Annotated in this window: 22 protein-coding genes; 15 read left to right on the top strand and 7 right to left on the bottom strand. The window is 61.3% G+C overall.

The genetic code is table 11. The annotated features are described in order from the left end of the window. Window positions 1-29: 29 nt before the first annotated feature. The 5 genes from WN982_RS36195 to WN982_RS36175 all read left to right on the top strand — a co-directional run bounded on the left by WN982_RS36195 (window position 30) and on the right by WN982_RS36175 (window position 3,860). Window positions 30-860 (top strand): sugar phosphate isomerase/epimerase, encoded by an 831-nt coding sequence (locus tag WN982_RS36195; protein ID WP_341316788.1) that lies wholly within the window; start codon window positions 30-32, stop codon window positions 858-860. Window positions 861-1,020: 160 nt separating this feature from the next. After that, a complete protein-coding gene (locus WN982_RS36190) occupies window positions 1,021-1,314 on the top strand; it encodes a GYD domain-containing protein (protein WP_341316787.1) in 294 nt (97 codons plus the stop codon). A gap of 62 nt (window positions 1,315-1,376) precedes the next feature. Next, on the top strand, window positions 1,377-1,586 hold the full coding sequence (locus tag WN982_RS36185; RefSeq protein WP_341316786.1) for a hypothetical protein: 210 nt from the start codon (window positions 1,377-1,379) through the stop codon (window positions 1,584-1,586). Between the two features lie 82 nt (window positions 1,587-1,668). Beyond that, window positions 1,669-3,174, top strand: a complete 1,506-nt coding sequence (gene glnA, locus WN982_RS36180) for a type I glutamate--ammonia ligase (protein ID WP_341316785.1) — start codon at window positions 1,669-1,671, stop codon at window positions 3,172-3,174. Window positions 3,175-3,392: 218 nt separating this feature from the next. Next, window positions 3,393-3,860, top strand: coding sequence for a universal stress protein (locus tag WN982_RS36175; protein WP_341316784.1), 468 nt, complete (start codon window positions 3,393-3,395; stop codon window positions 3,858-3,860). Between the two features lie 75 nt (window positions 3,861-3,935). Here WN982_RS36175 and WN982_RS36170 read toward each other — a convergent pair whose 3' ends face one another. From WN982_RS36170 to WN982_RS36155, 4 genes are all read right to left on the bottom strand, one after another. After that, window positions 3,936-5,615, bottom strand: coding sequence for an alkaline phosphatase family protein (locus WN982_RS36170; protein WP_341316783.1), 1,680 nt, complete (start codon window positions 5,613-5,615; stop codon window positions 3,936-3,938). A 268-nt stretch (window positions 5,616-5,883) separates the two neighbouring features. Next, on the bottom strand, window positions 5,884-6,987 hold the full coding sequence (locus tag WN982_RS36165; protein WP_341316782.1) for a YncE family protein: 1,104 nt from the start codon (window positions 6,985-6,987) through the stop codon (window positions 5,884-5,886). 128 nt (window positions 6,988-7,115) lie between these two features. Beyond that, window positions 7,116-7,931 (bottom strand): creatininase family protein, encoded by an 816-nt coding sequence (locus WN982_RS36160; protein WP_341316781.1) that lies wholly within the window; start codon window positions 7,929-7,931, stop codon window positions 7,116-7,118. Between the two features lie 195 nt (window positions 7,932-8,126). Next, window positions 8,127-9,008 carry a LysR family transcriptional regulator gene (locus WN982_RS36155; RefSeq protein ID WP_341316780.1) on the bottom strand — a complete coding sequence of 294 codons (882 nt, stop codon included), beginning with the start codon at window positions 9,006-9,008 and terminating at the stop codon, window positions 8,127-8,129. Window positions 9,009-9,183: 175 nt separating this feature from the next. On the opposite strand from WN982_RS36155, the gene WN982_RS36150 reads away from it, so the two are divergent. The 7 genes from WN982_RS36150 to WN982_RS36120 all read left to right on the top strand — a co-directional run bounded on the left by WN982_RS36150 (window position 9,184) and on the right by WN982_RS36120 (window position 15,935). Continuing rightward, complete coding sequence (locus WN982_RS36150; protein ID WP_341316779.1) at window positions 9,184-9,618, top strand: VOC family protein; 435 nt, start codon at window positions 9,184-9,186, stop codon at window positions 9,616-9,618. A 102-nt stretch (window positions 9,619-9,720) separates the two neighbouring features. After that, complete coding sequence (gene pxpB / locus WN982_RS36145; RefSeq protein WP_341316778.1) at window positions 9,721-10,488, top strand: 5-oxoprolinase subunit PxpB; 768 nt, start codon at window positions 9,721-9,723, stop codon at window positions 10,486-10,488. Continuing rightward, entirely contained in the window at window positions 10,485-11,435 is a 951-nt protein-coding gene (locus tag WN982_RS36140; protein ID WP_341316777.1) for a biotin-dependent carboxyltransferase family protein, read from the top strand. The genes pxpB and WN982_RS36140 overlap by 4 nt, the downstream gene beginning before the upstream one ends. Window positions 11,436-11,524: 89 nt before the next feature. Next, window positions 11,525-12,847: an MFS transporter gene (locus tag WN982_RS36135; RefSeq protein WP_341316776.1), complete on the top strand. Its 1,323-nt coding sequence runs from the start codon at window positions 11,525-11,527 to the stop codon at window positions 12,845-12,847. 62 nt (window positions 12,848-12,909) lie between these two features. Next, complete coding sequence (locus WN982_RS36130; protein ID WP_341316775.1) at window positions 12,910-13,737, top strand: putative hydro-lyase; 828 nt, start codon at window positions 12,910-12,912, stop codon at window positions 13,735-13,737. Window positions 13,738-14,051: 314 nt separating this feature from the next. Continuing rightward, entirely contained in the window at window positions 14,052-14,705 is a 654-nt protein-coding gene (locus WN982_RS36125; RefSeq protein ID WP_341316774.1) for a peroxiredoxin, read from the top strand. A gap of 159 nt (window positions 14,706-14,864) precedes the next feature. Further along, window positions 14,865-15,935, top strand: coding sequence for a rhodanese-like domain-containing protein (locus WN982_RS36120; protein WP_341319538.1), 1,071 nt, complete (start codon window positions 14,865-14,867; stop codon window positions 15,933-15,935). Between the two features lie 37 nt (window positions 15,936-15,972). Here the strand turns inward: WN982_RS36120 and WN982_RS36115 are convergent, their stop codons facing one another. Further along, window positions 15,973-17,376 carry a PLP-dependent aminotransferase family protein gene (locus WN982_RS36115; protein ID WP_341316773.1) on the bottom strand — a complete coding sequence of 468 codons (1,404 nt, stop codon included), beginning with the start codon at window positions 17,374-17,376 and terminating at the stop codon, window positions 15,973-15,975. 412 nt (window positions 17,377-17,788) lie between these two features. Between WN982_RS36115 and WN982_RS36110 the strand changes: the two genes are divergently transcribed. Next, window positions 17,789-19,018 (top strand): FAD-dependent oxidoreductase, encoded by a 1,230-nt coding sequence (locus WN982_RS36110; RefSeq protein ID WP_341316772.1) that lies wholly within the window; start codon window positions 17,789-17,791, stop codon window positions 19,016-19,018. 131 nt (window positions 19,019-19,149) lie between these two features. Beyond that, entirely contained in the window at window positions 19,150-20,301 is a 1,152-nt protein-coding gene (locus WN982_RS36105) for a branched-chain amino acid ABC transporter substrate-binding protein (protein WP_341316771.1), read from the top strand. A gap of 338 nt (window positions 20,302-20,639) precedes the next feature. Here the strand turns inward: WN982_RS36105 and WN982_RS36100 are convergent, their stop codons facing one another. After that, window positions 20,640-21,623, bottom strand: coding sequence for an aldo/keto reductase (locus tag WN982_RS36100; RefSeq protein WP_341316770.1), 984 nt, complete (start codon window positions 21,621-21,623; stop codon window positions 20,640-20,642). A gap of 212 nt (window positions 21,624-21,835) precedes the next feature. Between WN982_RS36100 and WN982_RS36095 the strand changes: the two genes are divergently transcribed. Beyond that, complete coding sequence (locus WN982_RS36095; protein WP_341316769.1) at window positions 21,836-22,735, top strand: LysR family transcriptional regulator; 900 nt, start codon at window positions 21,836-21,838, stop codon at window positions 22,733-22,735. A 75-nt stretch (window positions 22,736-22,810) separates the two neighbouring features. On the opposite strand, the gene WN982_RS36090 is transcribed toward WN982_RS36095, so the two are convergent. Next, window positions 22,811-23,734 (bottom strand): class I SAM-dependent methyltransferase, encoded by a 924-nt coding sequence (locus tag WN982_RS36090; RefSeq protein WP_341316768.1) that lies wholly within the window; start codon window positions 23,732-23,734, stop codon window positions 22,811-22,813. Window positions 23,735-24,257: the final 523 nt, after the last annotated feature.

Genomic DNA, 24,257 nt, shown 5'->3' with positions numbered 1-24,257 from the left:
CTTCGCCATCCTGAATATACGAGAAGGACATGTCACAGCAAAATCGCCCGTTGTCGCTTGCCGCATTGACGGTCATCGAATTGACGCCGCCGCAGATGGTCCAGTGCGCAGCTGACGCCGGCTACGATTTCGTCGGCTTGCGGCTTCTGCCCGCTACGGATCAAGAGATGCGTTACGACTTCGTTGGCGATACGCCATTGAAACGCGAGACGCTCGCGCGCCTGAAGGACACCGGCGTGGGCGCGCTCGATGCCGAGATCCTGCGCCTCAAACCCGATACCGATGTGGCCGCCTACGAGCCGATACTCGAAACGGCGGCTGAGCTTGGCGCGCGCTACGTGCTAGTCGCGGGCAACGATCCCGACGAAGCGCGTACCGCCGATAACCTGGCGAAGCTGTGTGACCTTGCCGCGCCCCTCGGACTCACGCCGTCGATCGAACCGATGCCATGGACCGACGCCAGGAACATCACGCAAGCCGCGCGTATCGTGAAGGCAGCGGAGAGGGCGAATGTTGGACTGCTCGTCGATCCGATCCACTTCGATCGCGCAGGTTCGTCGACCGACGAACTGCGTGCGTTGCCGCGCGAATACTTCCGCTACCTGCAGTTCTGCGACGCACCCGCGGAGCGTCCGAAGGACCTCGAAACGCTGCTCTATCAGGCGCGTTGCGAGCGGCTGATTCCGGGCGAGGGTGGCCTCGATCTGGCCGGAATCCTGCGTGCGCTGCCGGACGATCTGCCGATCAGCATCGAAGTGCCGATGGAAGGCTGGGCGAAGACGACGAAGGCCACTGAGCGGGCACGGAAGCTTCGCAAAGCTACCCTTGCCGTACTCGAGACGACATACGGTCCAGACTGATCGCACTCAATGAGGGCATCCAAACAGTCAGTGGCTCGTGATTCCATTGCCTAAAATCAGGTTACGCGCAGAACGCTTTCGAGCAACGCGATCGCTGTAGCGGTCGCGGTCTGTCTGCGCGTGTGAATCCCGACTCGTACCAATCGTAAGGGGAATCGTCATGGCAACTTATGTGGTTCTTGCACAATTCACTGATCAAGGTATACGCAACATCAAAAACAGCCCACAGCGGGCCGGTCTGGCGATGGAGCAGGCCAAGGGTTTTGGCTGTGAAATGAAAGAGATCTACTGGACGATGGGCCAATATGACATTGTCACGATCGTGGAAGCACCGGATGAGCAAAGCTTCATGTCATTCGGCTACGCGCTCGGCTCCGCAGGCAATGTCCGCACGCAAACGCTCCGTGCGTTCACGAAGGACGAATTCAGCGCGAGTCTTACCAGACTCCCATAAATTACGCCGGCATCCGGCACACGAACCGTTTTCTTTCCGCGACAGTTTCTCTGGAGGTCACTATGAAAGCGAAGGTAAACGACAGCGATGAGGTGCGCGCTTTCGTGCAAACGGCCGAGCAGTCTGGCGCCTATGTCTGGGTCATCACGCTGGTCGACTTTGGGGCACAAAAGGTCAAACGTTCGCTCGTTTCGGACGAAACATACGCCATGCGCGCTGCGGCTCAAGACGCCGGCGACGCTTATCTGAAAGCGCTGGAGGAAGACCGGTAGCCAGGCCGGCTGGCGCCTTGTTTTCGTAAGCGGACAGACTAAAGTTGGATCAGAGGCAGAGGGTCGGAAGAGGAGCAAGCCAATGTCCACTACGCAAGATGCTTCTGGATCGCCTTTCGCGGTGTCTGTCGACGCAGGGTGCTACCGCGTCACTCGGCCAGCAAGCGCGAGCGACGTGATAGAACTGCTGGAGAGAACAAATATCCAGATCGTCGATCTGAAATTCACCGACTTACCCGGGCTCTGGCAGCACTTCTCGATCACACTTCCGGAAGTTCACCCGGACCTCTTTGGCGCCGGAATCGGCTTCGACGGCTCGTCGATTCGCGGCTTTCAGGAGATTCACGAATCGGACATGCTGCTCAGACCCGATCCGGCGACCGCCTTCGTCGATCCGGTTTGCGACACGCCGACTCTGTCGCTCATCTGCGACGTGGTCGATCCGGTGTTGCAGCAGCCGTATTCGCGCGATCCGCGCTATGTGGCGAAAAAAGCGGAGAACTACCTGCGCCAGACCGGTATGGCGACGACATGCTATTTCGGACCCGAACTTGAGTTCTTTATCTTCGACTCCATTCGCTTCGGTCAGGACCAGCATTGCGGTTTCTACTATGTCGAGTCGGCCGAGGGCGACTGGAACGCAGGTCGCGACGAGGGCGCATATGGCGGCGGCAATCTCGGCTACAAACAGCGCTACAAGGAGGGTTATTTCCCGGTGCCGCCTCACGACACGCTGCAGGAGATCCGCTCGGAGATCGCGCTGACGCTGCAGCAGGCCGGCGTACAGATTGAAGTGCATCACCACGAGGTAGCGACAGCAGGCCAGAATGAGATCGACATGCGCTTTGCAACGCTTACGCGCATGGCCGACAACGTGATGATCTACAAGTATGTCTGCAAGAACGTCGCGCGCCGGCACGGAAAAGTGGCGACTTTCATGCCGAAGCCGTTGTTTGCCGACAATGCGAGCGGCATGCATTGTCACCAGAGCCTGTGGAAAGACGAACAGAATCTGTTTTACGACGCAAGCGGTTGGGCGCTGACGTCCGACATGTGCCGCTGGTACATCGGCGGCTTGCTGCAACACGCGCCTGCGCTAATGGCTTTTTGTGCGCCCACCACCAATTCATACAAGCGCCTGGTCCCGGGGTACGAGGCGCCCGTCAATCTCGCAATGTCACAGCGCAACCGTTCGGCCGCGGCGCGCATCCCGATGTATTCGGATTCGCCGAATGCGAGGCGCGTCGAGTTCCGCTGTCCGGACCCGTCGGCCAACGCGTACCTCGCTTTCGCGGCGATGCTGATGGCCGGTCTCGACGGTATTGAAAACAGGACCGATCCGGGCGATCCGCTCGACCGGAACATCTACGACCTTCCGCCTGAAGAAGCCAGCAACATCCGGCAGGTCCCGGGCTCGCTCGACGCGGCGCTCGCGGCACTGGAGGCCGATAACGCGTTTTTGCGCAAAGGCGATGTTTTCACCGAAGACGTGATCAGGACCTGGATCGAATATAAGCGCAAACGCGAGATCGACACGATCAAACTGCGTCCGCATCCCTGGGAGTTTTACCTGTATTTCGATACTTAAAATAACTGGCGAGCCGGTCATGACCAGCGTTGGAGGTTTCGTATTGACGATACGCAGTGCAGCGGCCGCCAGCGCTCGTGCAAACTGGTTGCCTCCCGGCACCGCGTCAGGGTGACTATACTCAAAGAGGTCGCCTTTGATTCAGGTGTGCCAGGTTTCAGGCGGTAAGCTCCGAACGGGATGGCACTGCGACCAGGCCTGGTTGCGGGGAGAAACGTATGTTCAAACATCTGCTGGTGCCGACCGACGGCTCGGCGCTATCTGAAGCCGCCATTCACATGACGGTGACGCTCGCCGCGGAAAGCGGAGCCAGAGTCACGGGGCTCCATGTCATTCCGGAATTTCATGTCCTCGCGTATGGCACGGAGATGATCGCGGACAATGAGGAGCGAGTCATTCAAGCTGCGCGGCAGCGTGCGGATGACTACCTCGCGGTCATCACCCGAGCTGCTGCGCAAGCAGGTGTCGCGTGCGATACGGTTGCCATGAATCGTGCCCATCCTTACGAGGCGATTATCAGCGTTGCAGAACAGCGCAACTGTGATCTCGTCGTCATGGCGTCCCACGGTCGAAGCGGCATGCGGGCATTTTTGCTCGGCAGCGAGACCCAGAAGGTCCTGACGCACAGTCAGATCCCGGTCCTCGTCGTCCGGCAGTCGACAAAAACCGGCCACGGCGCGACTTGAGATCGTTAGACGTCTCGGGAGTCGCGCCGCGCCGGTTGTGTGCCGCTCGCCGCTGCTGATGACGGCTTTGCGTACTTAGAAGTGGTCGCGTTCGCTATCGAAGCCGGGCAATGTGCGCGTTCCTTCGATTGCCACCGAATGCAGCAGTTCGGGTTCGAGGTCGAGCATGCGCAGGATGGTCGGCGCGACTTGCGTCGTCAGCACCCGTTCGTCGACGGTCCGTCCAGCGTGATGGGCACCGGGCATGTAGACCACGAGACCGAGATGGTTGTCGTCGGGTGCGTTGCCGCCGTGTTCCTCGTCCTTGCTCTTACTCGACGTATAGATGACGCCCGGGTTCGGCTGCACGATGATATCGGGCGTGCGTCCGCTCGCGGGATCGCCGAATCGGGCAGCGATCTGCGGGCCGTACAGAATGTACGCTTGCGGGCCATCCGCGCAAATGCCGGGCGCATTGCAGCTCAGGTTGTCTTTCAGCGTTTTCACCACGGCTGACAGCTGGGTTTGATCGCGCAACCAGATCAGGCCGACGTCGTCGGTCTGCACCATGCCCGTATTGACGAGACCCGTCCCGTCATTCAGATTGCTGCTCGTTGTGTTGTTCTGCCCAAAGTTGCCGTTCGGATCCAGATAGTTGTTTGCTTCAAGCAGCTTCGTGAGCGTGTCGCCGTTCTTGATCAGCTTCGAATGGTCTGTCGGGGACTGGCCATGCTTCGCGGTGACGATGATCGCCGTGGACGAGTAAAGGTTACGCTGCTTGAGCTCGGAGACGATGCGGCCCAAGGCGTTGTCGATGTAAGCAATCGCTCCCGTCACAGCCGGCCCCGGTGTAAAGCTCGCGTCCAGATAGCCGCCACCCTTTGTCACCAGCGCCTTTTGTGCGACGCTCAAGGTCTGGAAGTTGGTGCCGAAAACGGTGGGTACGCCGGCGCCGGGTTTGCCGGTTGAATCCTTGCCGTCAATTTCGTTGATCACCGACTGCACATGAAGTTCGTCGAACTGTTCCGTGTGCGTATAGAGATCGGTGTAGCTCGATTGAGTAGCAGGATCGATCGAGTTGATCTCGGTGCGGGACAGATCGTCAACGCCTGTGCCCGACGGGCCATTGAGCCAGTCGTAGCCCCACGCATGCTTGTCCGCCCAGGCGGTCCGAGCACCTTTCACGTTTTGCTTGACCACCTCGAAAATCGTGTTCGTCTTCACGTAGTTGTGCGGATACACGGGCGTACAGACGCCGTTGATCAACGCGTTCGGGATGGCCTGCGGATTGAATGCGCCGCCGCCGTCGAGATGCGTCAGCGCACCGCCGTTCTCTCCATCGATGCCAGCAGTCTCGTCGAACACGACGTTCCACCCCTGCTTGCCGGTGCAATGGGTATCGGTCGGTGCGTAGAGCGTGCGGTCATAAGACACGTCATAGAACAGGCCCGCTGTCTTCGGCGAGCCGCCCGTGACTAATGCGGCGAGACCCGGGAATGAATCCGATAGTCCAGGCGTGTGCGCGTTGGTGTACGTGGTGCCGGCCTTCGCCAGCAACGCGATGTTGGGGCACGCGTTCGAACTGATGCAGCGTGCGACATCCTGCTCGTGCAACCCGTCGAAGCTGATCAGCAGCACGTGCTTCACTGCGTCGTGATCATGTTCATGTTCGTTCGCATCACGCGCTGCTGCGCCTGGCGCATGCAGGCCCGCGAGTACGACAATGCCGGCGCCGACGGCACTCTGTACACGCGTCCATCTCCTGATCGTCTTCATGTCCTGTCCTAAGAAAGTAGTCACGAAATTTTTTGTAATGCAGGGTGAATGTGCAACTGTGCAACGGAATTGAGTCGTGCAGATGAACCGGTTCTTTCGATTCGCTAACGTTTGCGCGGGCTTGGGCATTAACCCAAAAAAAATTCACGCAACATCGCAATTTGCGATTCGGGTTTGCACCGAAGTCGCGCTAACCGATCCTTCATCAAGCACTGCCAAGGTGACCATGAAAATGTATGCGGCTCATCCGGTCGTCACGCGTCACTTGTCAACGCATGTTCCCGGTGTGGCCCAGCGAATAGCGCCCGGGCTGCGGCCAGACGGTGAGGCCGTGCGGTTCCGCGCCAACCGGAATGGACCTGACCGCGCCGGTGGTCGTGTCGATCGCGTAGACCACGTCGTCGAACCGGCCGGACAGCCACAGCATCTTGCCATCCGCGCTCACGTTGCCCATGTCGGGACTGCCGCCGCCCGGAATCGGCCAGTTCGCGACGACCTTGCGTGTGGCGAAGTCGATGATCGACACGCTTCCCTTGCCGTGGCGCGGTCCGTGGATCAGATTGGAGCCCCGATTGGCGACGTATAGTCTGGTGCCGTCCCGGCTCGGGTACAGGCCGTGTGTACCGACGCCGGTCTTGATGAAGCCGATGTTCGTGAAGCTATCGCCGTCGACCATGAAAACGCCGTCGGCCATCATGTCGGCGACATAGAACACCTTGCCGTCCGGCGAGACGCGAATATCCTGCGGCATGCCCTTTTTGTCGAGTTGAAGGTAGCCCACGACCTTCCGGTCGACGAGATCGATCTTCGCCAGCTTCCCGCCGAATTCGCAGGTGAACAGCGCGTACCTGCCGTCAATCGAAAAATCAGCGTGATTGATACCCTTGCACTCCGGTACGGAAAGGCTCGACTTCAGCGTCATCGTACGCGGATCGCGAAAGTCCAGCCGTGCGTGCGCTTCTGCCACCACGATCGCTTCCTTGCCGTCCGGAGTGAAGTACATGTTGTAGGGATCGTCGACCATGATCGCCTTGCCGGGCTTTCCGGTCTTCGGATCGATGGGCGTCAGGCTGCCATCGGGTCGGCCTTCCGCATTGTTGGCCACCCACAGCGCCTGCAGATCCCACGCCGGGACGACGTGCTGCGGGCTGAGTCCGACATGAAAACGGTCGACCACCTTGAACGTCGCCGGATCGATCACATAGACATCGTTCGAACGCAGATTGGGCACATAGACCCGTGGCAAGGCGCCCGACACCGCTGGACTGAAGTGGCCGGTGCCTGCTTCGCTATAGAGGTTGCCGGCATTCACCACGGGCGGCATGCCGGCTACCGTGGCAACGGCCGGTGCGGCGGACACAGCGCCGGCCATACATAAGCCGGCCAACGCGGCACCGATTGACGAGGCAAGGCGTGACAAACGACGGGAACACGAATGCATGTCGACTTCCGTTATCGAGGGGGGGAATTGAAAACTAAGCCTGGGCGCCGGCGAACCCGTCAGCGGCCGGCGATTTCTTTCCTGACGCTGTCAATTGTCTGCGACACGATCGCATCGATGCCCAACTGACCGAGATCGACGCTCGAGCGACGCGGATCGCCCCCGTAGACACCATCGGCGGCCCCGAGTTTCGGGCCGCTTCGCAGGTGCTCGAGCCGCACCATCTGGGGCGCCACCGCCAGCAACAGCGACGTATCCGCGAGTCCCGCGTGAGTACCTATCTCGTCGTCGCGGTAGCCGTGCTGGCGCAGGATTTGTGCGTATCCGTCGGAGCTGGCGCCGTAATACTCGGGCGGCACGAATGCCCGCGCGCCGGAGCCGGCCCATGCCTTGTTGAGCTGGGCTACCGCCCGCTTGATGTCGTTCTGATAGCCGCCGTGATCACCGAGAAAAACGATGTTCCTGAAGCCGTGGACCTTGAAGCTGTTGGCTGCGGATTCCAGCGTCTTTTCGAACACGTCGTCGGGCACCGTGATCGTGCCGGGAAAACGCATGTGCGAGGTCGGCGGTGCGTAGCCTCCCTCAGGCACATAGGCAATCACTGGCGCGACGAGCGCATTACCCAGGCCCTCTGCAATACGCTGGGACAGCACCTTCACCCGCGCATTGTGCTTGCCGAGCGCAACGTCGGGCCCGCTTTGCTCGGTTCCGCCAATGGGAATGATGATGGTGGTCTTGCCCGCGTGAATCTGATCGCGCAGCTCGGTCCAGGTGAGGTCCTCCAGCTGCACCGTTTTAGGTGTCTGCGCGAGGACAGCTTGAGTAGTAACAAGCAATATGACAGAAGCGAAAGCTCGCCGTAGGGTGAGGCGCATTCTGAATCCTCGAAGGAAGGGGGGAGTCTGGGAGATCAGTTTACGGGAGCCTGGTTGACAAGGGAACGTCTCTTCCGTGATCAAGCTCAATTAGCTCGATGGTGACTGGATCGCTGGCGTAGTACGTATCGCCGCACGAAAACGGGCCATGTCACAATGCATTCCGAATCATTCCTCAGCCACAACGACGCATCTTTATCTGGTGCGCGCGATTCCGTCGACCGCGGAACACAGGCAAGCCGAAAACTGCGCGATCGCGGGTTGCTGATGTTGTGTGCCTCGCTGAACAAGTCCAATTTCACGGTTGAACGTGTCTTCTCCCAAGGACAGCGCGACGACGTTGTCAGGCAGGTGGAGCGCCGCAGCCTCGGGAACCAGCGAAATGCCGACGCCGTGAGAGACGAGCCCCACGATCCCCTGCAATTCATCCAGTTCGACCACGTCGTGCACCGTGACCCGGATCCTTCTCAGGAAGCGATCGACAAGCCGGCCCCCGAAGGAATTCCGGTCGTACCTGACAAAGGGTTCCGTCTTCAGCAGCGTGCGCCATGGCTGATCCGCAAGCTCGCGGGGAACCAGCAGCGCAAAGGCCTCCGTAATCAGGGTGCGCCACTGCAACTCGGCGGGTAATGCGAAGGGCGGTTTGATGATCACCGCGACATCCACCTCGCCCGAGTCCACCTGTGTCAGCAGGTTGAGCGACACGCCGGGGACGACACGAATCCTCCATCCGGGTGAATGCCGCCGGAATTGCTGAATCGCGCCGATGAGAAACGACGCCTGCGCCGATGCAATGGCGCCGATGCGCAGGATGCCGGAGCGCTCCGCATCGCCGCTTTTCTCCGCCAGCCGCGCATAAGCGGACAACACATCTTCAGCCAGTTTGACCGTTTGCTTGCCGGCCTCGTTGAGTGTCGCGGATCGCCCCGTTCGGTCGAAGAGCGCAAATCCGAGGTCTTCTTCCAGTCGCTGAATTTGCGCGGAGACGGCTGACTGCGTCAGTCCGATATGAGAGCCGGCACTGGCAAAGGTGCCGTAGCGCACGACAGCCAGGAAGGTTTTGAGCTCTCGCATCATGGGCTTATTGATCGAAATTATTGTTGCTGAGGGTAAAAATATATCGCTTTTGCACTATTTTTGTCATCCCTAGACTGCCCTTCATGGCGTGACCTTCGGGTCGTTCCAGCACGGCGGGATGAAGCGGTTTCGGTCCCGTCGCCGGCTAAATCATCCAACCTGTATCGATCCGACCATGAGCGACACGACTGCCGTCATCTCTCCTTTTCATCTTGCCTTTCCGGTTCACAGCATCTCCGCAGCCCGCGAATTCTACGGCGATCTGCTGGGCTGTCCAGAAGGCCGCAGCGCCGCCGACTGGGTGGACTTCAATTTCTACGGTCACCAGATTGTGGCCCATCTGGCACCGGAAGAAGCCGGTCACCGCGCGACCAGTGCGGTAGACGGCGACGCCGTGCCGGTCAGGCACTTTGGCGTCGTGCTGCCGATGGAGCAGTGGCATGCCGCGTCGAACAAGCTGACCGCGGCCGGCATCGAATTCATCATCGAGCCGCACGTTCGTTTCAAGGGCGAAGTGGGCGAACAGGCCACGATGTTCTTCCTCGATCCGTCGGGCAACGCGCTCGAAATCAAGGCGTTCGCCAATATCGAATCGCTGTTCGCGAAGTAAGCGTTCAGCCGGCTGTTCACTTTCCGAATGGCGGCGTTGTCATAGCGTTGCTCGTTGTGCCGCTTATTGCGCCGAACTCTTCCCTGAAGCTGGATCTGCCCCATGAAAAGCGAGCCTTTCCTGCCGGAAGCTGTTCCTGAGTGTTCATGGTCGCTCTTTCCGTCGGGCGAGAGCCTTCTGATCATCGACGTGGCAGGCGCCGACCGCGTCGAGCAGAACCGGCGAGCTCGGGACCTGGCGGCGCGCGTCGCAGCCGCGCAGCTCGCCTTTGTGATCGACATCGCACCTGCGATGACGACTGTCGGCATTCACTACGCGCCGTCGCGCGTTCCGCTTTCGCATGAAACGCAGGCGCCTTACGACGCGCTGGCGAAGGTGGTGGCCGGCCTGCTGGAAAGCGCATCCGCAGCGCTGCCCGAGTCGGCGCGCGTCGTGGAAATCCCCGTGTGCTATGGCGGGGAACACGGGCCGGATCTTGAAGAGGTGGCGCGCTCGTGCGGTCTCTCCACCGACGAAATCGTCGCGCTGCACAGCGGTTCGCTGGTGGATGTGATGCTGCTCGGCTTTGCTCCTGGGCATCCGTACATCGGCATGTTCGACGAACGCCTGTCGCCGGCCCGGCGCGCGACACCTCGCATGGCGGTTGCTCCCGGTTCCATTGGTCTCGCCAACCGGCAAACCGTCATCTATCCGATGACCCTGCCGGGCGGCTGGAATCTGATCGGCCGGACGCCCTGTCTGATGTTCGATCCGTCGCGCGATACGCCGTGTCTTGTGAACGCAGGCGACCGGATCCGCTTCATGCCGATCACGCCGGCGCAGTTTCAGGCGTATGGGCCGGCGAGTCGGCATGCAGAGGAGGCGCGATGAGCATCGAGGTCATCAAGCCGGGGGCGTTGAGCACGTTTCAGGATCTCGGCCGCGTGGGCCATCAGCATCTTGGCATTCCGGTGAACGGTGTGATGGATGAACGGGCGCATCGGCTGGCCAACGCACTGGTCGGCAACGCGCCCGTTACGCCGACGCTCGAAATTACGCTGATGGGGCCGACGCTCAGGTTTCACGAGAAGGCAACGATTGCGTTCTGTGGCGGCAATCTCGACTGCCAGCTCGACGGACAGCCGCTCTTCAGCAATTGCTCGTTGAATGTGCCGGCAGGCTGCGAGATATCGTTCGGCGATCGCCATGCAGGGCTGCGTACCTACCTCGCCGTGCGCGGCGGCTTCTCGATCGAGCCGGTCATGGGCAGCACGAGCACCTTTGCACGCGGCGGTTACGGCGGGCACGCCGGCCGGCCGCTGAAGAAAGGCGACATGCTGTTCACGCAGGAAAGCGCGGCGTGCCATAGCGTCTCGCTCTTTCCAGAAGCGGTTTTCGCCGAAGACGTGCTGTTATCGAATGACGCGCCGATCAGGATCACGCCGGGGCGCGAATGGCGGTATTTCACGGCGAACGCAAGGCGGGCGCTCGAGCGGGAACCGTACCGGATCACCGCGCAGTCCGACCGCATGGGTTATCGCCTGCAAGGCCCTGGACTCAGTCTCATCGAGCCTCGGGAAATGGCGTCCGAGGCAGTGGGTTTCGGCGCGATACAGGTGCCTGCCGACGGTCAGCCGATCGTCCTGATGGCGGACCGCCAGACGACCGGCGGCTATCCGAAGATCGCGCACGTATGCACCGTCGACCTGCCGCGTCTCGCCCAACAGATACCCGGCGACACCGTGCGCTTCGAGCTGGTCGATCTCGTAGAGGCGCAGCGCCTTCTTCTGTCCCAGGAGCGTAGCTTCGCGCAACTGGAGCAACTGTGCCGCGCGTGATCGCGATCTGAATCGCGGCTTCAATCGCGATTTCATCCGCAACCTCGGCGGGACGTAGTCCATCTTTCATCCTCACAACGGAACGCAAAATGCCCCACGTCCCAACCGCCACTTTTGACGCAGACATTCCGCCCGCATCTCTTTCGACCAAACACGTCGCTCGCAAGGCCGCGACCGCTGCGGCCGTCGGAACCGCGATCGAGTACTACGAATTCGGCGTCTACGGTTACATGGCCGCGGTAATCGGACCGCTGTTCTTCCCGTCGGACAATCCGACCGCAGCGCTGCTCTCGATCCTCGCGATCTTCGGCAGCGCATTCCTCATGCGACCCGTCGGCGGAATCGTGCTGGGACGCCTTGGCGACAAGCTCGGGCGCCGCGCCATCTTGCTGGTGACCGTTATCGGCATGGGTATTGCGACCGCTGTCGTCGGCCTGCTGCCGACGGCGGCGAGCGCAGGTGTCTTCGCTCCGGCTGCGCTTCTGGTCGTGCGTCTCGCGCAGGGGTTTTTCTCGGGCGCGGAAGTGACCGGGGCAGCCGCTTATGTCGCTGAATCGGCGCCTCGCGGACGCCGCGGATTTTATGGCGCGTTCACGCCGGTCGGTGTGGCGCTGGGTGGCGCGCTTGCCGCGGCAGTGTGCGGGCTGACTACGGCTGCCATCAGTTCGTCGCAGTTGCACGACTGGGGCTGGCGGATTCCATTCCTTGCGGCTGTTCCGCTTGTGCTGGTGTCGGCCTATGTGCGCAAACGCGTGGAGGAGTCCGTCGCCTTCAGGAAGACCCTCGAACACAGCGAGCCGCTGAAAGCGCCGCTCACGGAAGTGTTCGCGCACCATCGTGCCGCCATGCTGAAAGTGTTCCTGATTTCGTTTGGACAGAACGCCGGCTACTGGGTGGGTTTCGTCTTCATGAACATCTACATGACCACGTACCTGAAGTACGACAAGACGAGCGTCTACTGGATCATGTCGATCGTCAGCATCTCGATGGCTGTGCTGATGCCGGTGTGGGGAGGGCTTTCCGACCGCATCGGACGCCGTCGCGTGCTTGCGATCGGCTTTGTCGGATACATCGTGCTGGTGTTCCCGATGATGATGCTCATGAACCATCAGAATCTCGCTCTCGCCTTCCTCGCGATGTTTATCGTCGCGCTGCCGATGCCGGTCGTTCAATCGGTGGGATATCCGACCTACGCCGAGCAATTCCCGACACGGGTGCGTTACACCGGGATGGCCTTCAGCTTCAATTTCGGCGCCATTCTCGGCGGCGGCGTGACGCCTTACATTGCGACCGCGCTGATCGGAAAGACCGGCAATCTGCTGAGTCCCGCGTTCCTGCTCGTCGGCGCCGTGGCAGTCGGTTTGTTGACGCTTGCCAGGACCCGCGAAACGGCGGATGCCTCGTTGCTGTAAAGGCAATCGCACTGTGCGAACTTCAACCCAATATCAACCCACTCCGACTTGAAGACGCGGTTATGAACCAGGCAATCAGCGAATCGCCGCCCGGGAGAACCTTGCCCGGCTGGGCATCTACGCCTCGCGGCGCAAGAGCTCGCATTCGCGCCGGCTTCAACGGCAACACGAGCGGTATGGCGCCCGGCTTCGCACAGGGCAACCTCGTGATTCTGCCGCAGTCGTGGGCTGGCGAATTCATCGAGTATTGCCGTGCCAATCCCACGCCTTGTCCGCTCATCGGCATGACCGAGGTGGGGAGCAGTCTTGTTCCGATGCTGGGCGACGACATCGACCTGCGCACCGACATTCCACGCTATCTGGTCTGGCGCGATGGCGTGCTCGTGGAGGAGCTGGAAGATATCTCCGCGATCTGGCAGGAGGACTTCGTGGGTTTTGTGCTCGGTTGTTCGCTGTCCTTCGAGCACGCTCTGGAATCGGCAGGTTTGCGCGTGCGGCACGTGGACGAAGGCAAGGTCGTTCCGATGTACCGCACCTCTATTCAGACGAAATCCGTGGGCGCTTTTCGCGGACCGATGGTCGTGTCGATGCGGCCGTATACGCCGGCCGAGGCGGCAATCGCCTATGAGGTTTGCCGGCCGCTGCCGGGCGCGCATGGTGCGCCGGTCCATATGGGCGATCCGGCGCTGATCGGGATCGCGAATGTGGACGTGCCCGATGAGGGCGAGCCGACTGAAATCCGCGCGGGTGAGATCCCCGTATTCTGGGGCTGCGGAGTCACACCTCAGGCAGCGGCGGTGAAAGCGCGGCCGCCGATATGCATCACTCATGCCCCCGGTTACATGCTGGTCTGCGATGTAAGGACGGAAGATCTGACGCTGATTCGGTAATATCGGCCCCGCTGCGAGTATCCCGTCGCCGCAACGGCTGGCGGGTTCGCCCTGCATTGCAGGATAACCGCAGTGAACGTCTTTTTTTGTTCTACGCTATAAACGCGACCTCCCGCATCACGGCGATTGGAACGGGGCTCTGAATCCGCTGCGTTCGCGAATGATTCTCCCGCGGACTGCCTGATGAACAGTCCGACCAGCCGGCGGTCGATCGTGAATCAAACCAATGATCTGACTACAACCCAGGCAGCCAGGCGCCGTCGCTCTGACAGCGGCGGTGGTACCTCGGCGCACCCGTCACATGGAGGATGAATATGTCGATTCGATTAGGAGAAGACGCTCCCGATTTCACCGCCGAAACTACCGAGGGGACGATCCGTTTTCACGAATGGATCGGCGACCAGTGGGCGATCCTGTTCTCGCATCCAAAGGACTTCACGCCCGTTTGCACCACTGAGTTGGGATACATGGCGGGGCTCAAGCCGGAGTTCGACAAGCGCAACACCAAAATTATCGGACTGAGCGTGGATCCCGTCAGCGATCACCAGAAATGGCTGAAGGACATCGAAGAAACGCAGGGACACGCAATCAACTACCCGTTGATCGGCGACGCGGATCTGAATGTCGCGAAGCTCTATGACATGATTCACCCGAACGCGAGCGGCGGCGCGCGCACCGCGGTGGACAACGCGACGGTGCGCTCCGTGTTCCTCATCGGACCCGACAAGAAGGTCAAGGCGATGCTCGTGTATCCGATGAGCGCGGGCCGCAATTTCGACGAGGTGCTGCGTTTGCTCGATTCGCTGCAGCTCAACGCGAAACACACGGTGGCGACGCCGGTAAACTGGAAACCGGGCGAAGACGTCATCATTCCGACATCCGTTTCGGACGATGACGCAAAGAAGAAATATCCACAGGGTTTCAAAACCTTGAAGCCGTATCTGCGGTACGTGCAACAACCACAGTAGCGGCCTGGCTGAACGGGGCGGCGAGTGCCGGGCGATTGATTCGGGCCGGCACGCGCCGCGAATCCTGGTAATCCTGCTGCTTGCAGGGCGGTTTGGCGGCACCGGTTCTGCCGCCGCCGTCAAAGGGCTCGCAGGCGCGGGCGACGGAGTGCAATTGTGCTGATTTTCCGGCAATTATTCGACCAGCAATCTTCCACCTACACGTATCTTCTCGCCGATAGCACAACGGGAGAAACCGTGCTGATCGATCCGGTATTCGAGCAGGCACGCCGGGATACGGCACTGATCGACGAGCTTCGATTGCGCCTGCTTTACACCATCGACACCCACGTCCACGCCGATCACGTGACCGGTGCGTGGATGCACAAGCGCCGCACGGGCAGCCAGATTGCGATATCGGCCGCGAGCGGCGCAGAGGGCGCGGACCGCTATCTGAGCCACGGCGACAGGTGCGGATTCGGCGCACGGTACCTGACCGTGCGCGCAACGCCTGGTCATACGAATGGATGCATCAGCCTCGTACTCGACGACGAGAGCATGGCGTTTACCGGCGATTGTCTGTTGATTCGCGGAACGGGCCGGACGGATTTTCAGCACGGCGACGCGCGCGCGATGTTCCGGGCGGTCCACGAGCAGATTTTCACGCTGCCCGACACATGCCTGCTTTATCCGGCCCACGATTATCGCGGTCTGACCGTCACGAGTGCGGGCGAGGAGCGGCACTTCAATCCGCGTCTGGGCGGTGAACTCTGCGAAGACGATTTCGCCGTCTATATGACGAATCTGCGCTTGCCGCATCCCAGACAGATCGACGTAGCCGTGCCGGCGAACCTGAAGTGCGGTGTCGCCGTGAGCGATCCCACGCAAATGGCCGAACCCGATTGGGCGCCGCTGACGTACACCTTTGCGGGCATCTGGGAAATCGATCCGCAATGGCTCGAGGAAAATCCCGGTTCGGTCCAGATCGTCGACGTGCGCGAGCCCGCTGAGTTCGATGGGCCGCTCGGGCGCATTCCTGAAGCCCGGCTCATTTCACTTGGCGAGCTGGCCGGGCGGGCCAGCGAGCTTGCGCGGGAGCGCCCGATCGTGACGGTCTGCCGGGCCGGCGGACGTTCAGCGCAAGCCACTGCGATCCTGCGGCAGGCAGGATTCGAGGCCGTCGCCAACCTCGCCGGCGGCATGCTTCGCTGGCGTGCGGAAGGCCGCACCGTCGAGAACGGCGGCATGTAGTTGCCCTTCGCCATATCGGTTTAGCGGGTCGCCGGGATCAGATCGTCCCGAACAGCGCTCGCGGGCGGTCTTTGAGTGTCCCCGTCAAGAGCCGTAGCGCGCTCACCAGTTGATCGCGGCTCGTCGCGCACGCGAGATTGATCCGCACACCGTGCTCGATTTCGGACCGGTCGACGGCAAACGCCGACGATGGCATCACCACCACGCCGCGTGCCTTTGCGTTCGCGGCGAAATCATCCGCACGCCAGGGCGGCGGCAACTTGAGCCACACGAACATGCACGCCGGATCGGTCTGCAGCAACTCCTGCGGCAGCAGCTCCCGCGCGAGATCCTGGCGCGCGCGAATTTCGGCAAGCTGCGCGTCCATGATGTGGCGCGCGGTGCCGTCCTCGATCCAGATCGACGCGATCAGCATGGACATCGGCGCGGGCATCCATGCGGTGGTGCGCACGGCCTCCGCGCAGAGCGCGGAACTGTCCGGCGGACTGAGCAGATAGCCGAGCCGCAACCCGGGCGCGAGGATCTTCGAGGTGGCGCCGATATGAAACGTCAGTTCCGGACAAAGGCTTGCGATCGTCGGCAAACGCTGCGACACCAGCGGCCCATAGACGTCGTCCTCGATGATCGCCACGCCATGCCGGCGCGCAATGTCGACGAGCGCCATGCGGCGCTCGAGACTCATCGTCGTGACAGTCGGGTTCTGCAGATTCGGCACCGTGAAGATGGCTTTCACCGGCATACGCCGGCATGCGGCTTCGACCTCGTCGGTCAGCAGACCGTCGCGGTCGCTCGGAATGCCGACGATTTCGAACTGGAAAACCGGCGCGAGTGCTTTCAGCCCGTAGTAGGTGAGTCGATCGGCGAGGATCACGCCGTCCGTGCCGATCAGGCTGTTCAGCACCGCATACAAACCGTGCTGCGCACCGCTTGTCACGACCACGTGATCGGCCGCCGGCGCAAAGCCCGGCGCGGCGATCCAGCGAGCGCCGGCGGCGCGCGCCCATGATGGCCCCTGTGGCGGCTGGTATTCCTGCAGTTGCGGGAAGCGCGGATCCTGCGGCAAGTCCGCGAGCGTGCGCGCGAGGCAGGTGAGAAATTCGCCGGTGGCCGGCCGGTTGACGGTCAAATCGATCGCCGCGTTGCTCGCCGCATGCGCGGGCTCGACGCTCGGCATTGCGCCGCCCGTGACGAGCGAGCCGCGCCGTTTGCTGCCGATGACCAGCCCGCGCAACTGCAATTCCTTGTACGCGCGCGAGACCGTCGATACGTTGATGCCCAGCTCCGTCGCGAGTTGCCGCTGTGGCGGCAGACGGCTGCCGGGCGGGTAAACGCCGCTGCGAATCTCGTTCTCGATCGAACTGGACACCTCGACATACGTGGAGCGCTTCGCCCGCGCCGGCGCACCGTTGGCGCGTTGCGCCGCGTCCTTGCCAGAAGCCATAAGTCAGATGTCTCCATACAAAATCGTCTTTGTCCGCAGTTTTGCGGATGTGTGCCGATTCTATACCACACAAGCCTGACTGCAAGCCTCAGCCGGCGGGGTTCCTGGCAGATGGCGGCAAAGCCGCGACACACCGCAAGGACTGCACCCATGCCCATCCAGGGAAAGTGCCAGGACCACACAAGGCGCGTTTTAATTGCACACAAAAAAATATTGTGTGATTCTAGATGTCAGAGTTTGTCCGGTGGCGCGTCCTTCGAAGCGCTGCCGGGCAGCGCCCAGGATCCCTCAGCAGGAGTTTTTCGATGCGCTTTCTACAGCCCGCCGCACCCGAGGCCAGCCGGCAACTCGGCGGCCCCGCCACCGGATATCTCGCGCGGATCGGCGCACAAACGCTGGAAGGGCGGAAGTAATGCCGGACATCGCTATCGTCGGAGCGGGATTCATCGGCCTCGCGAGCGCCGCGTCGCTGATGCGCGACGGTCATCGCGTCACGCTGTTCGATCCGTCCGGCGTGGGGCAGGGCGCGTCGTTCGGCAATGCCGGGACGTTCGCGCACTACGCGTGCATTCCGGTGAACAACCCGTCCGTGTTCCGCGATTTGCCGCGCTTCCTGTTGTCGAGCGACAGTCCGTTCCGGTTGCGCTGGCAGTATCTGCCGCATCTGGCGCCGTGGCTCATGCGCTTCATGATCAGTTCGCTGCCGCGCCGTTACGAAGCGAGCGCCTATGCACTCGCCGCGCTGCTCGCCCATGCGCAGGACGGTTACGCGCCGCTGCTGGCGGATGCGGAGCTGGCGCGTTTCGTACGGCCGCGCGAGTGTCTTTATCTGTATTCGAATGCCGCTTCGTTCGACGCCGCGCGTGCCGCACTCGATCTGCGCCAGAAACTCGGCGTCGCGTTCGACGTGCTTGCCGGCAATGACATTCGCGCGCTCGAACCGTCGCTGGCGCCCATTTTCGAGCGCGGTGTGCTGTTCCGCGATAGTTGGCATTTTTCCGATCCGCATGCCTTTTTGCAGGCGCTTTATGAACGGCTCGCGGCGCAAGGGCTGCAGCTGGAGCGTTCATCCGTCAGCGCAGTGCAGCCGTCTGCCGATGGCGCGAGCCTGACGGTAGACGGTGTCGCGCGACGTTTCAGCCACGTCGTGATCGCGACCGGCGCGCGTTCCGCGCAGTTCGCCAAACAATGCGGCGATGCGGTGCCGCTCGACACCGAGCGCGGTTATCACGTGCGCTATCCGGGTGCGCAGCAACTGATTTCACGGCCGGTCGGCTGGGCCGAGCGTGGCTTTTACATGACGCCGATGAGCGACGGTATTCGTGTCGCGGGGACGGTCGAACTCGGCGGCTTCAGCGAGACGCGTAATCGCTCGTTGCTCGACCTGCTGACGTTCTCGTCGAAGCGCGCATTGCCCGCGCTCGATACGCCCGATAACAGTTGGCTCGGCTTTCGCCCGACCTTGCCGGACGGCGTGCCGGTGCTCGGACGTTCGCGCGCAAGCGAACGCGTGATTTACGCATTCGGCCACCAGCATCTTGGATTGACGTTAGCCGGAGTGAGCGGGCGTATCGTCGCCGACCTGATCGCGCGGCGCGCGCCGCCGCTCGATCTCGCGCCGTACGCGGCCACGCGTTTTTAGATTTTGCTGGGGGGCGTAGCAGCACAAGGTCACGTTTTACCGCAGGCATCGCAGGACGGTTTCGACGCGTCGCGCATCGGACCGGTCGATCAACACAACGCGCGACGTTGACATCTCGCAAGGAGCGCATCATGAATCGCCGCCATTGGCTTTTGAGTCTGGCCGTCTTCGCACTCGGCACGCACACGCCGTTCTCGTGGGCCGCCGATCCTGAAGTCGTCAAGATTGGATTTGTTGGACCGTTGACCGGCCCGGTTGCTCGCGTCGGCAAAGATTTGCAGTATGGCGCGCAACTGGCGCTCGATGAAGAGAATGCCAGGCATCCCACGGTCGGCGGCAAGCCGGTCAAGTTCGTGCTTGACGTTCAGGATGACCAGGCGGATCCTCGCGTGGCGATTCAGGTCGCGCAGAAACTGGTCGATGACGGCGTTGTCGGCGTGATCGGCCACTACAACTCGGGGTGCAGCATTCCGGCCTCGACGGTCTACCATCAGGCGAACGTCGCGATGATTACGCCGGGTTCGACCAATCCGCAACTGACCAAGCAGGGCTACAAGAACGTGTTTCGCACGATGGGGCATGACGGTATCGGCGGCGTCGTCGCGGGACATTTCGTGGTCGAGCAGATGAAGGCGAAGCGCATCGGCATCATCGACGATCGTACGGCATTCGGGCAAGGACTCGCGGATGCGTTCGAAAAAGGCGCCAAGGAAGCGAACGGCAACATCGTGGATCGCGAATTCACCAATGATAAAGCGGTCGATTTTCGCGCCATTCTGACGACGCTCAAAAGCAAGAACGTCGATCTGATTTTCTTTGGCGGTCTGGATGAACAGGGCGCGATGCTCGTCAAGCAGATGCGCTCGCTCGGCATGCCGGCACTGTTGTTCGGCGCGGGCGCATTGAAGAGCAATGCTTTCCTGCAGATTTCCGGCACGGCGGGAGACGGTACGCAGGATCTGGAGCCGGGTCCCGCGCTGGATAAACTGCCTGCCGCGCAGGAGTTCGGCAAGCGTTACAAGGCGCGCTTTAACCAGGATGTCGAACTGTATGCGCCGTTTGCGTATGATGCGGCGCTCGCAATGATCAAGGCGATTCACGGTGCCGATTCACTCGATCGCGCCAAGATTGTCGATAGTCTTGCGAAGGTCAGCGTGACGGGCGTGACGGGCAAGATCACGTTTGATCCGTATGGCGACCTGATCAAGCCGCCCTACACGCTGTTTCAGGTCCAGCAGGGGCAGTGGAAGAGCGTCAAGACGGTGGGGGGGAGTGGCGTCTAGTTTCAGAATCCGGTGCGACTCGACACGGGGCAGGCCGGGCACAAACGCCATTGCCGCTCCGCCGACGAGCAACGCGGCGGCTGGAGGCAGGCGCAGACGCTGGGCGAGCAACTCTAACCCGATGACCGCGATCAGTGATAGAAGGATGAGCTTGAACACCAACACGGAAGACATGCGCTCGCCTCTGAAGTCGTCAATACATGACCGATGCCGCCGCTCAGATTAGCAGTTGCCTCGTTGGCCATAGGAGGCGGAACTGGAAATAGTGCGCAAAGCAGCCCGCCGGTGCTGGGATAGGCAGACACCGGCGGATTGCTGCGACGGGTAAAACAGGGAAATTAGCGATCGACGCGCTGCTGAAGATGAGCCGGGTAGCGATCGCCTACCACTTTGATCTGCCGCAGTGCAGCTTCGATGGCGGACAAATCCTCAGCCGACAGTTCGACAGTAGCCGCACCGACGTTCTCTTCCAGCCGATGCAACTTGGTGGTACCCGGAATCGGCACGATCCACGGTTTCTGCGCAAGCAGCCAGCCGATCGCGATCTGCGCCCGCGTGGTGCCCCGGCCGTCGGCGATCTTGCCAAGCACTTCGACGAGGCCCGCGTTGGCCTTGCGGTTTTCCTCGGAGAAGCGTGGCACGATGTTGCGGAAGTCGGTTTTGTCGAACGTGGTGTTCTCGGTGATGGCTCCAGTCAAAAAGCCCTTGCCTAGCGGACTGAACGGCACGAAGCCGATGCCCAGTTCCTCCAGAGTCGGCAGCACCGTCTCCTCCGGCTCGCGCCACCACAGCGAATACTCGCTCTGCAGCGCCGCTACCGGCTGCACGGCGTGGGCGCGACGGATCGACTGAGCGCCAGCCTCCGACATGCCGAAGTGCTTGACCTTGCCCTCCTGGATCAGGTCCTTGACGGTGCCGGCCACTTCCTCGACCGGCACATTCGGATCGACACGATGCTGATAAAACAGGTCGATGCGATCGGTCTTCAGGCGCCTCAGCGATGCTTCGGCTACGGCACGGATGCGCTCGGGCCGGCTGTCGAGGCCCTGGGTCACGTCGCCGTCCTTGAAGCCGAACTTGGTGGCGATCACCACCTGGTCGCGAAATGGCGCCACGGCCTCGCCGACCAGCTCCTCGTTAAGAAACGGGCCATAGGCCTCGGCGGAGTCGAAGAACGTGACGCCCCGCTCGAAAGCAGTCCGAATCAGTTTGATTCCTTCAGACTTTTCAGTGGCCGGGCCATAGCCGTAGCTCAAGCCCATACAACCCAGGCCAATCGCCGACACCTCAAGACCACTGTTTCCAAGTTTGCGCTTTTGCATACCCTTTCTCCTTTCGAAATGTCCCAGGCGGATCGTTGCCGTTATCAAGCGGTAAAAAAACCGCCTTTAACTGGAATCCGCACGCGCGTGGCACCTGCCGCTGGTAGCGCCCGATACGCACCAGTCGATGCTCAATGCTGTAGAGCTTAGGCTGTTGTGCGTCGCTCAACAATCCGGCTAAACTTCTACGAGGTATTGAGATAAATTCAACTATGTTGCGTGTCGGCCTATCTGAATTGACTGCTTTTATCGCTATCGCTGACCAGCGAAGCTTCCGGGCGGCTGCTCGCACGCTGGGGGTTTCGCCGTCGGCGCTGAGCCATTCGATGCGGGGTCTGGAGGCGCGGCTGGAGGTGCGGCTGTTTAACCGCACAACGCGATCCGTCGCGCTGACTGAGGCGGGCGAGCAGTTCCTTCGGCGAGTGAGGCCGGCAATCGCGGACCTCGAAGAGGCGGTGAATCAGGCGGCGTCAGCGCACGACCGGCCATCGGGCTCGATCCGGATCAGTGCTTCAGAGGCCTCAGCAAGACCGCTCGTCCGCCATGTTCTTCCAGACTTTCTGGCCGCTTATCCGGATATCCACGTCGAATTCGTCGTGGACACGCGGCTGGTCGATATCGTGGCCGACGGCTTCGACGCTGGCATACGCGTCTTTGACGACGTACCGCGCGATATGATCGCGGTCCGGTTTGGAGCTGACATGCGTTTCGCCGCGGTCGCGTCACGAGAATATCTCTCGTGTCACGAGCCGCCAAAGGCGCCGCACGACCTTGCGCAGCATCGTTGCATTCGCTTCAGGTTCGAGAGCGGGACCCTTTATCGTTGGGATCTCGAACACCGCGGCAAGAGCGCCAACATAGATGTGGCCGGACCGATGACCCTCGGCAACCTCAATCTCATGATCGAGGCTGCCCTCGCTGGAATCGGCATCGCATGGGTCCCGCAAGACGAGGTGGCAGAGCATCTGGCGTCGGGTCGGCTGGTCCACTTGCTTCCCGAGTGGAGTCCTTCTTTTCCTGGCTTGTGCCTTTATTACCCTGCTAACCGCCACCCGCCCACCGCGCTAAGGTTGTTCGCACAGGCGGTGCGCGAGTGGGCGAACAACCGATAGGCGTACCGGGATCACACACCGTTCGGCGCGCCCTCGTACTTCGCAGGACGATCGCGGCCGAAGGTGCCGCTGGCTTCACCGCATGGTTTTCGTTGCGGTAAGGTAAGCGGTGCGCTCAGCCGTGACCAACTGGCGACCCTCGACATGCGCGCGGAAAACCTGTTCGAAGAATTGTCGTTCTTCCACCGTGAACTGCTCGGCGAGAATGACCCCGAGCGACGGAGCCCAAGGGTGGGGCGAAGTGCCAAGCAGCACCTCCCAGGAGGTGACCGCAGAGGGGCGTACGTCGATGTGGAATTCCATGTGAATGTCCGCGAATCCTGTATCGAGCGCGAAGCGGACCAGATCGCGTTCACTATAGTTGGTCAGTGGACTCGCGGAAATCTTTTCCTCTGTATCGGGAAATTGCGCCACTTTCCAGCGATGCAGAAGGCGAAAGAACGGTTCGTCCGATTCCGGGGGGAGCGCGTCGACGAAGGTCTTTAAAGAGCTCGCCTCGAATGCATCGTCGCGAAGAATAGGTTCAGCAATCGAGATTCGGCCACCCGGCCGCAGAATCCGGTGGAATTCCCGCAAAGCGGCAATCTTGTCGGGTACATAAGCGAGTACAGCCCGAGTCGTGACGGCATCGACTGAGGCATCGTCAATGCCTTTGAGTGCGTCGGCGGAGCATTGAACGAAGGTGCACTGATCCCGGACGTCACGTTGAACCGCGAGCGCTTCAGCGTGACGAAGCAGGGGTTCCGAAATGTCCGCCATGACCACGCGCAGCGATGGACCGATGCGGTTGATGGCGCGCAAGGCAATCAGGCCATCGCCGGAGCCGATGTCCGCGAGCGTCATACCTGAGGCAAGCCGCGCGCCGTCGAGGACACGATCGGCGTGTTGTTCGAGTTCGGCATGGAGGGCTCGTTCTTGCTCTGGATCATCGGCGTGCCGGGTATGCAGGAGCCAATCGGACCACACATCGGATTGCGAAGGGGAAGCGTTGCTGTTCATTTCTAGTGGGCGCGTGGGTGGTCGGGGCGGGATCCGCTACCGGCGTATCACGGATGGCTGAAGACGGGTGGCTTATTGGGCGCTAGTCCACAGGTACGGTGAAGCGGCCATCGGCGGCTGCGCGCGAAATCTAGATTGATTTAGCTTATGAGAACCTGAAGGAAGTCGCCGCATTGAAAAATAATTGCATTTTGAAGCGGCGGGTCTTTCAGAAGCGGCCCGTTGCTGGACATAGATATTGTGACGGTCGAGACGATGTAGGCTGCGGCGTCCTGTGCGATTGCCGGATCGTGACACGAGAGTCGCCGCGGCGCACTGCGTTGACGGCGCCGGCGAGCTGCGCCACCGGGCCGCAACGGCCCCTCAAGACGCAGCACGTCGCGGTCGTCAGTGATTGCACGCTTAGAATAGCTAATGTCTCGGACGGTCATCTATTGCGAAAGATGACTAATCCAATCTGTTTTTCTTATCGCCCGGACAAGCGGCGACTGAGATAGCTCAGCCGAGCTTGCGTCGTTGGGAC

This window comes from Paraburkholderia sp. IMGN_8 (assembly GCF_038050405.1).
GTDB lineage: Bacteria > Pseudomonadota > Gammaproteobacteria > Burkholderiales > Burkholderiaceae > Paraburkholderia.
The sequence above is the reverse complement of the archived record's forward strand: the minus strand, read 5'-3'. Positions and strand labels throughout refer to the sequence as shown.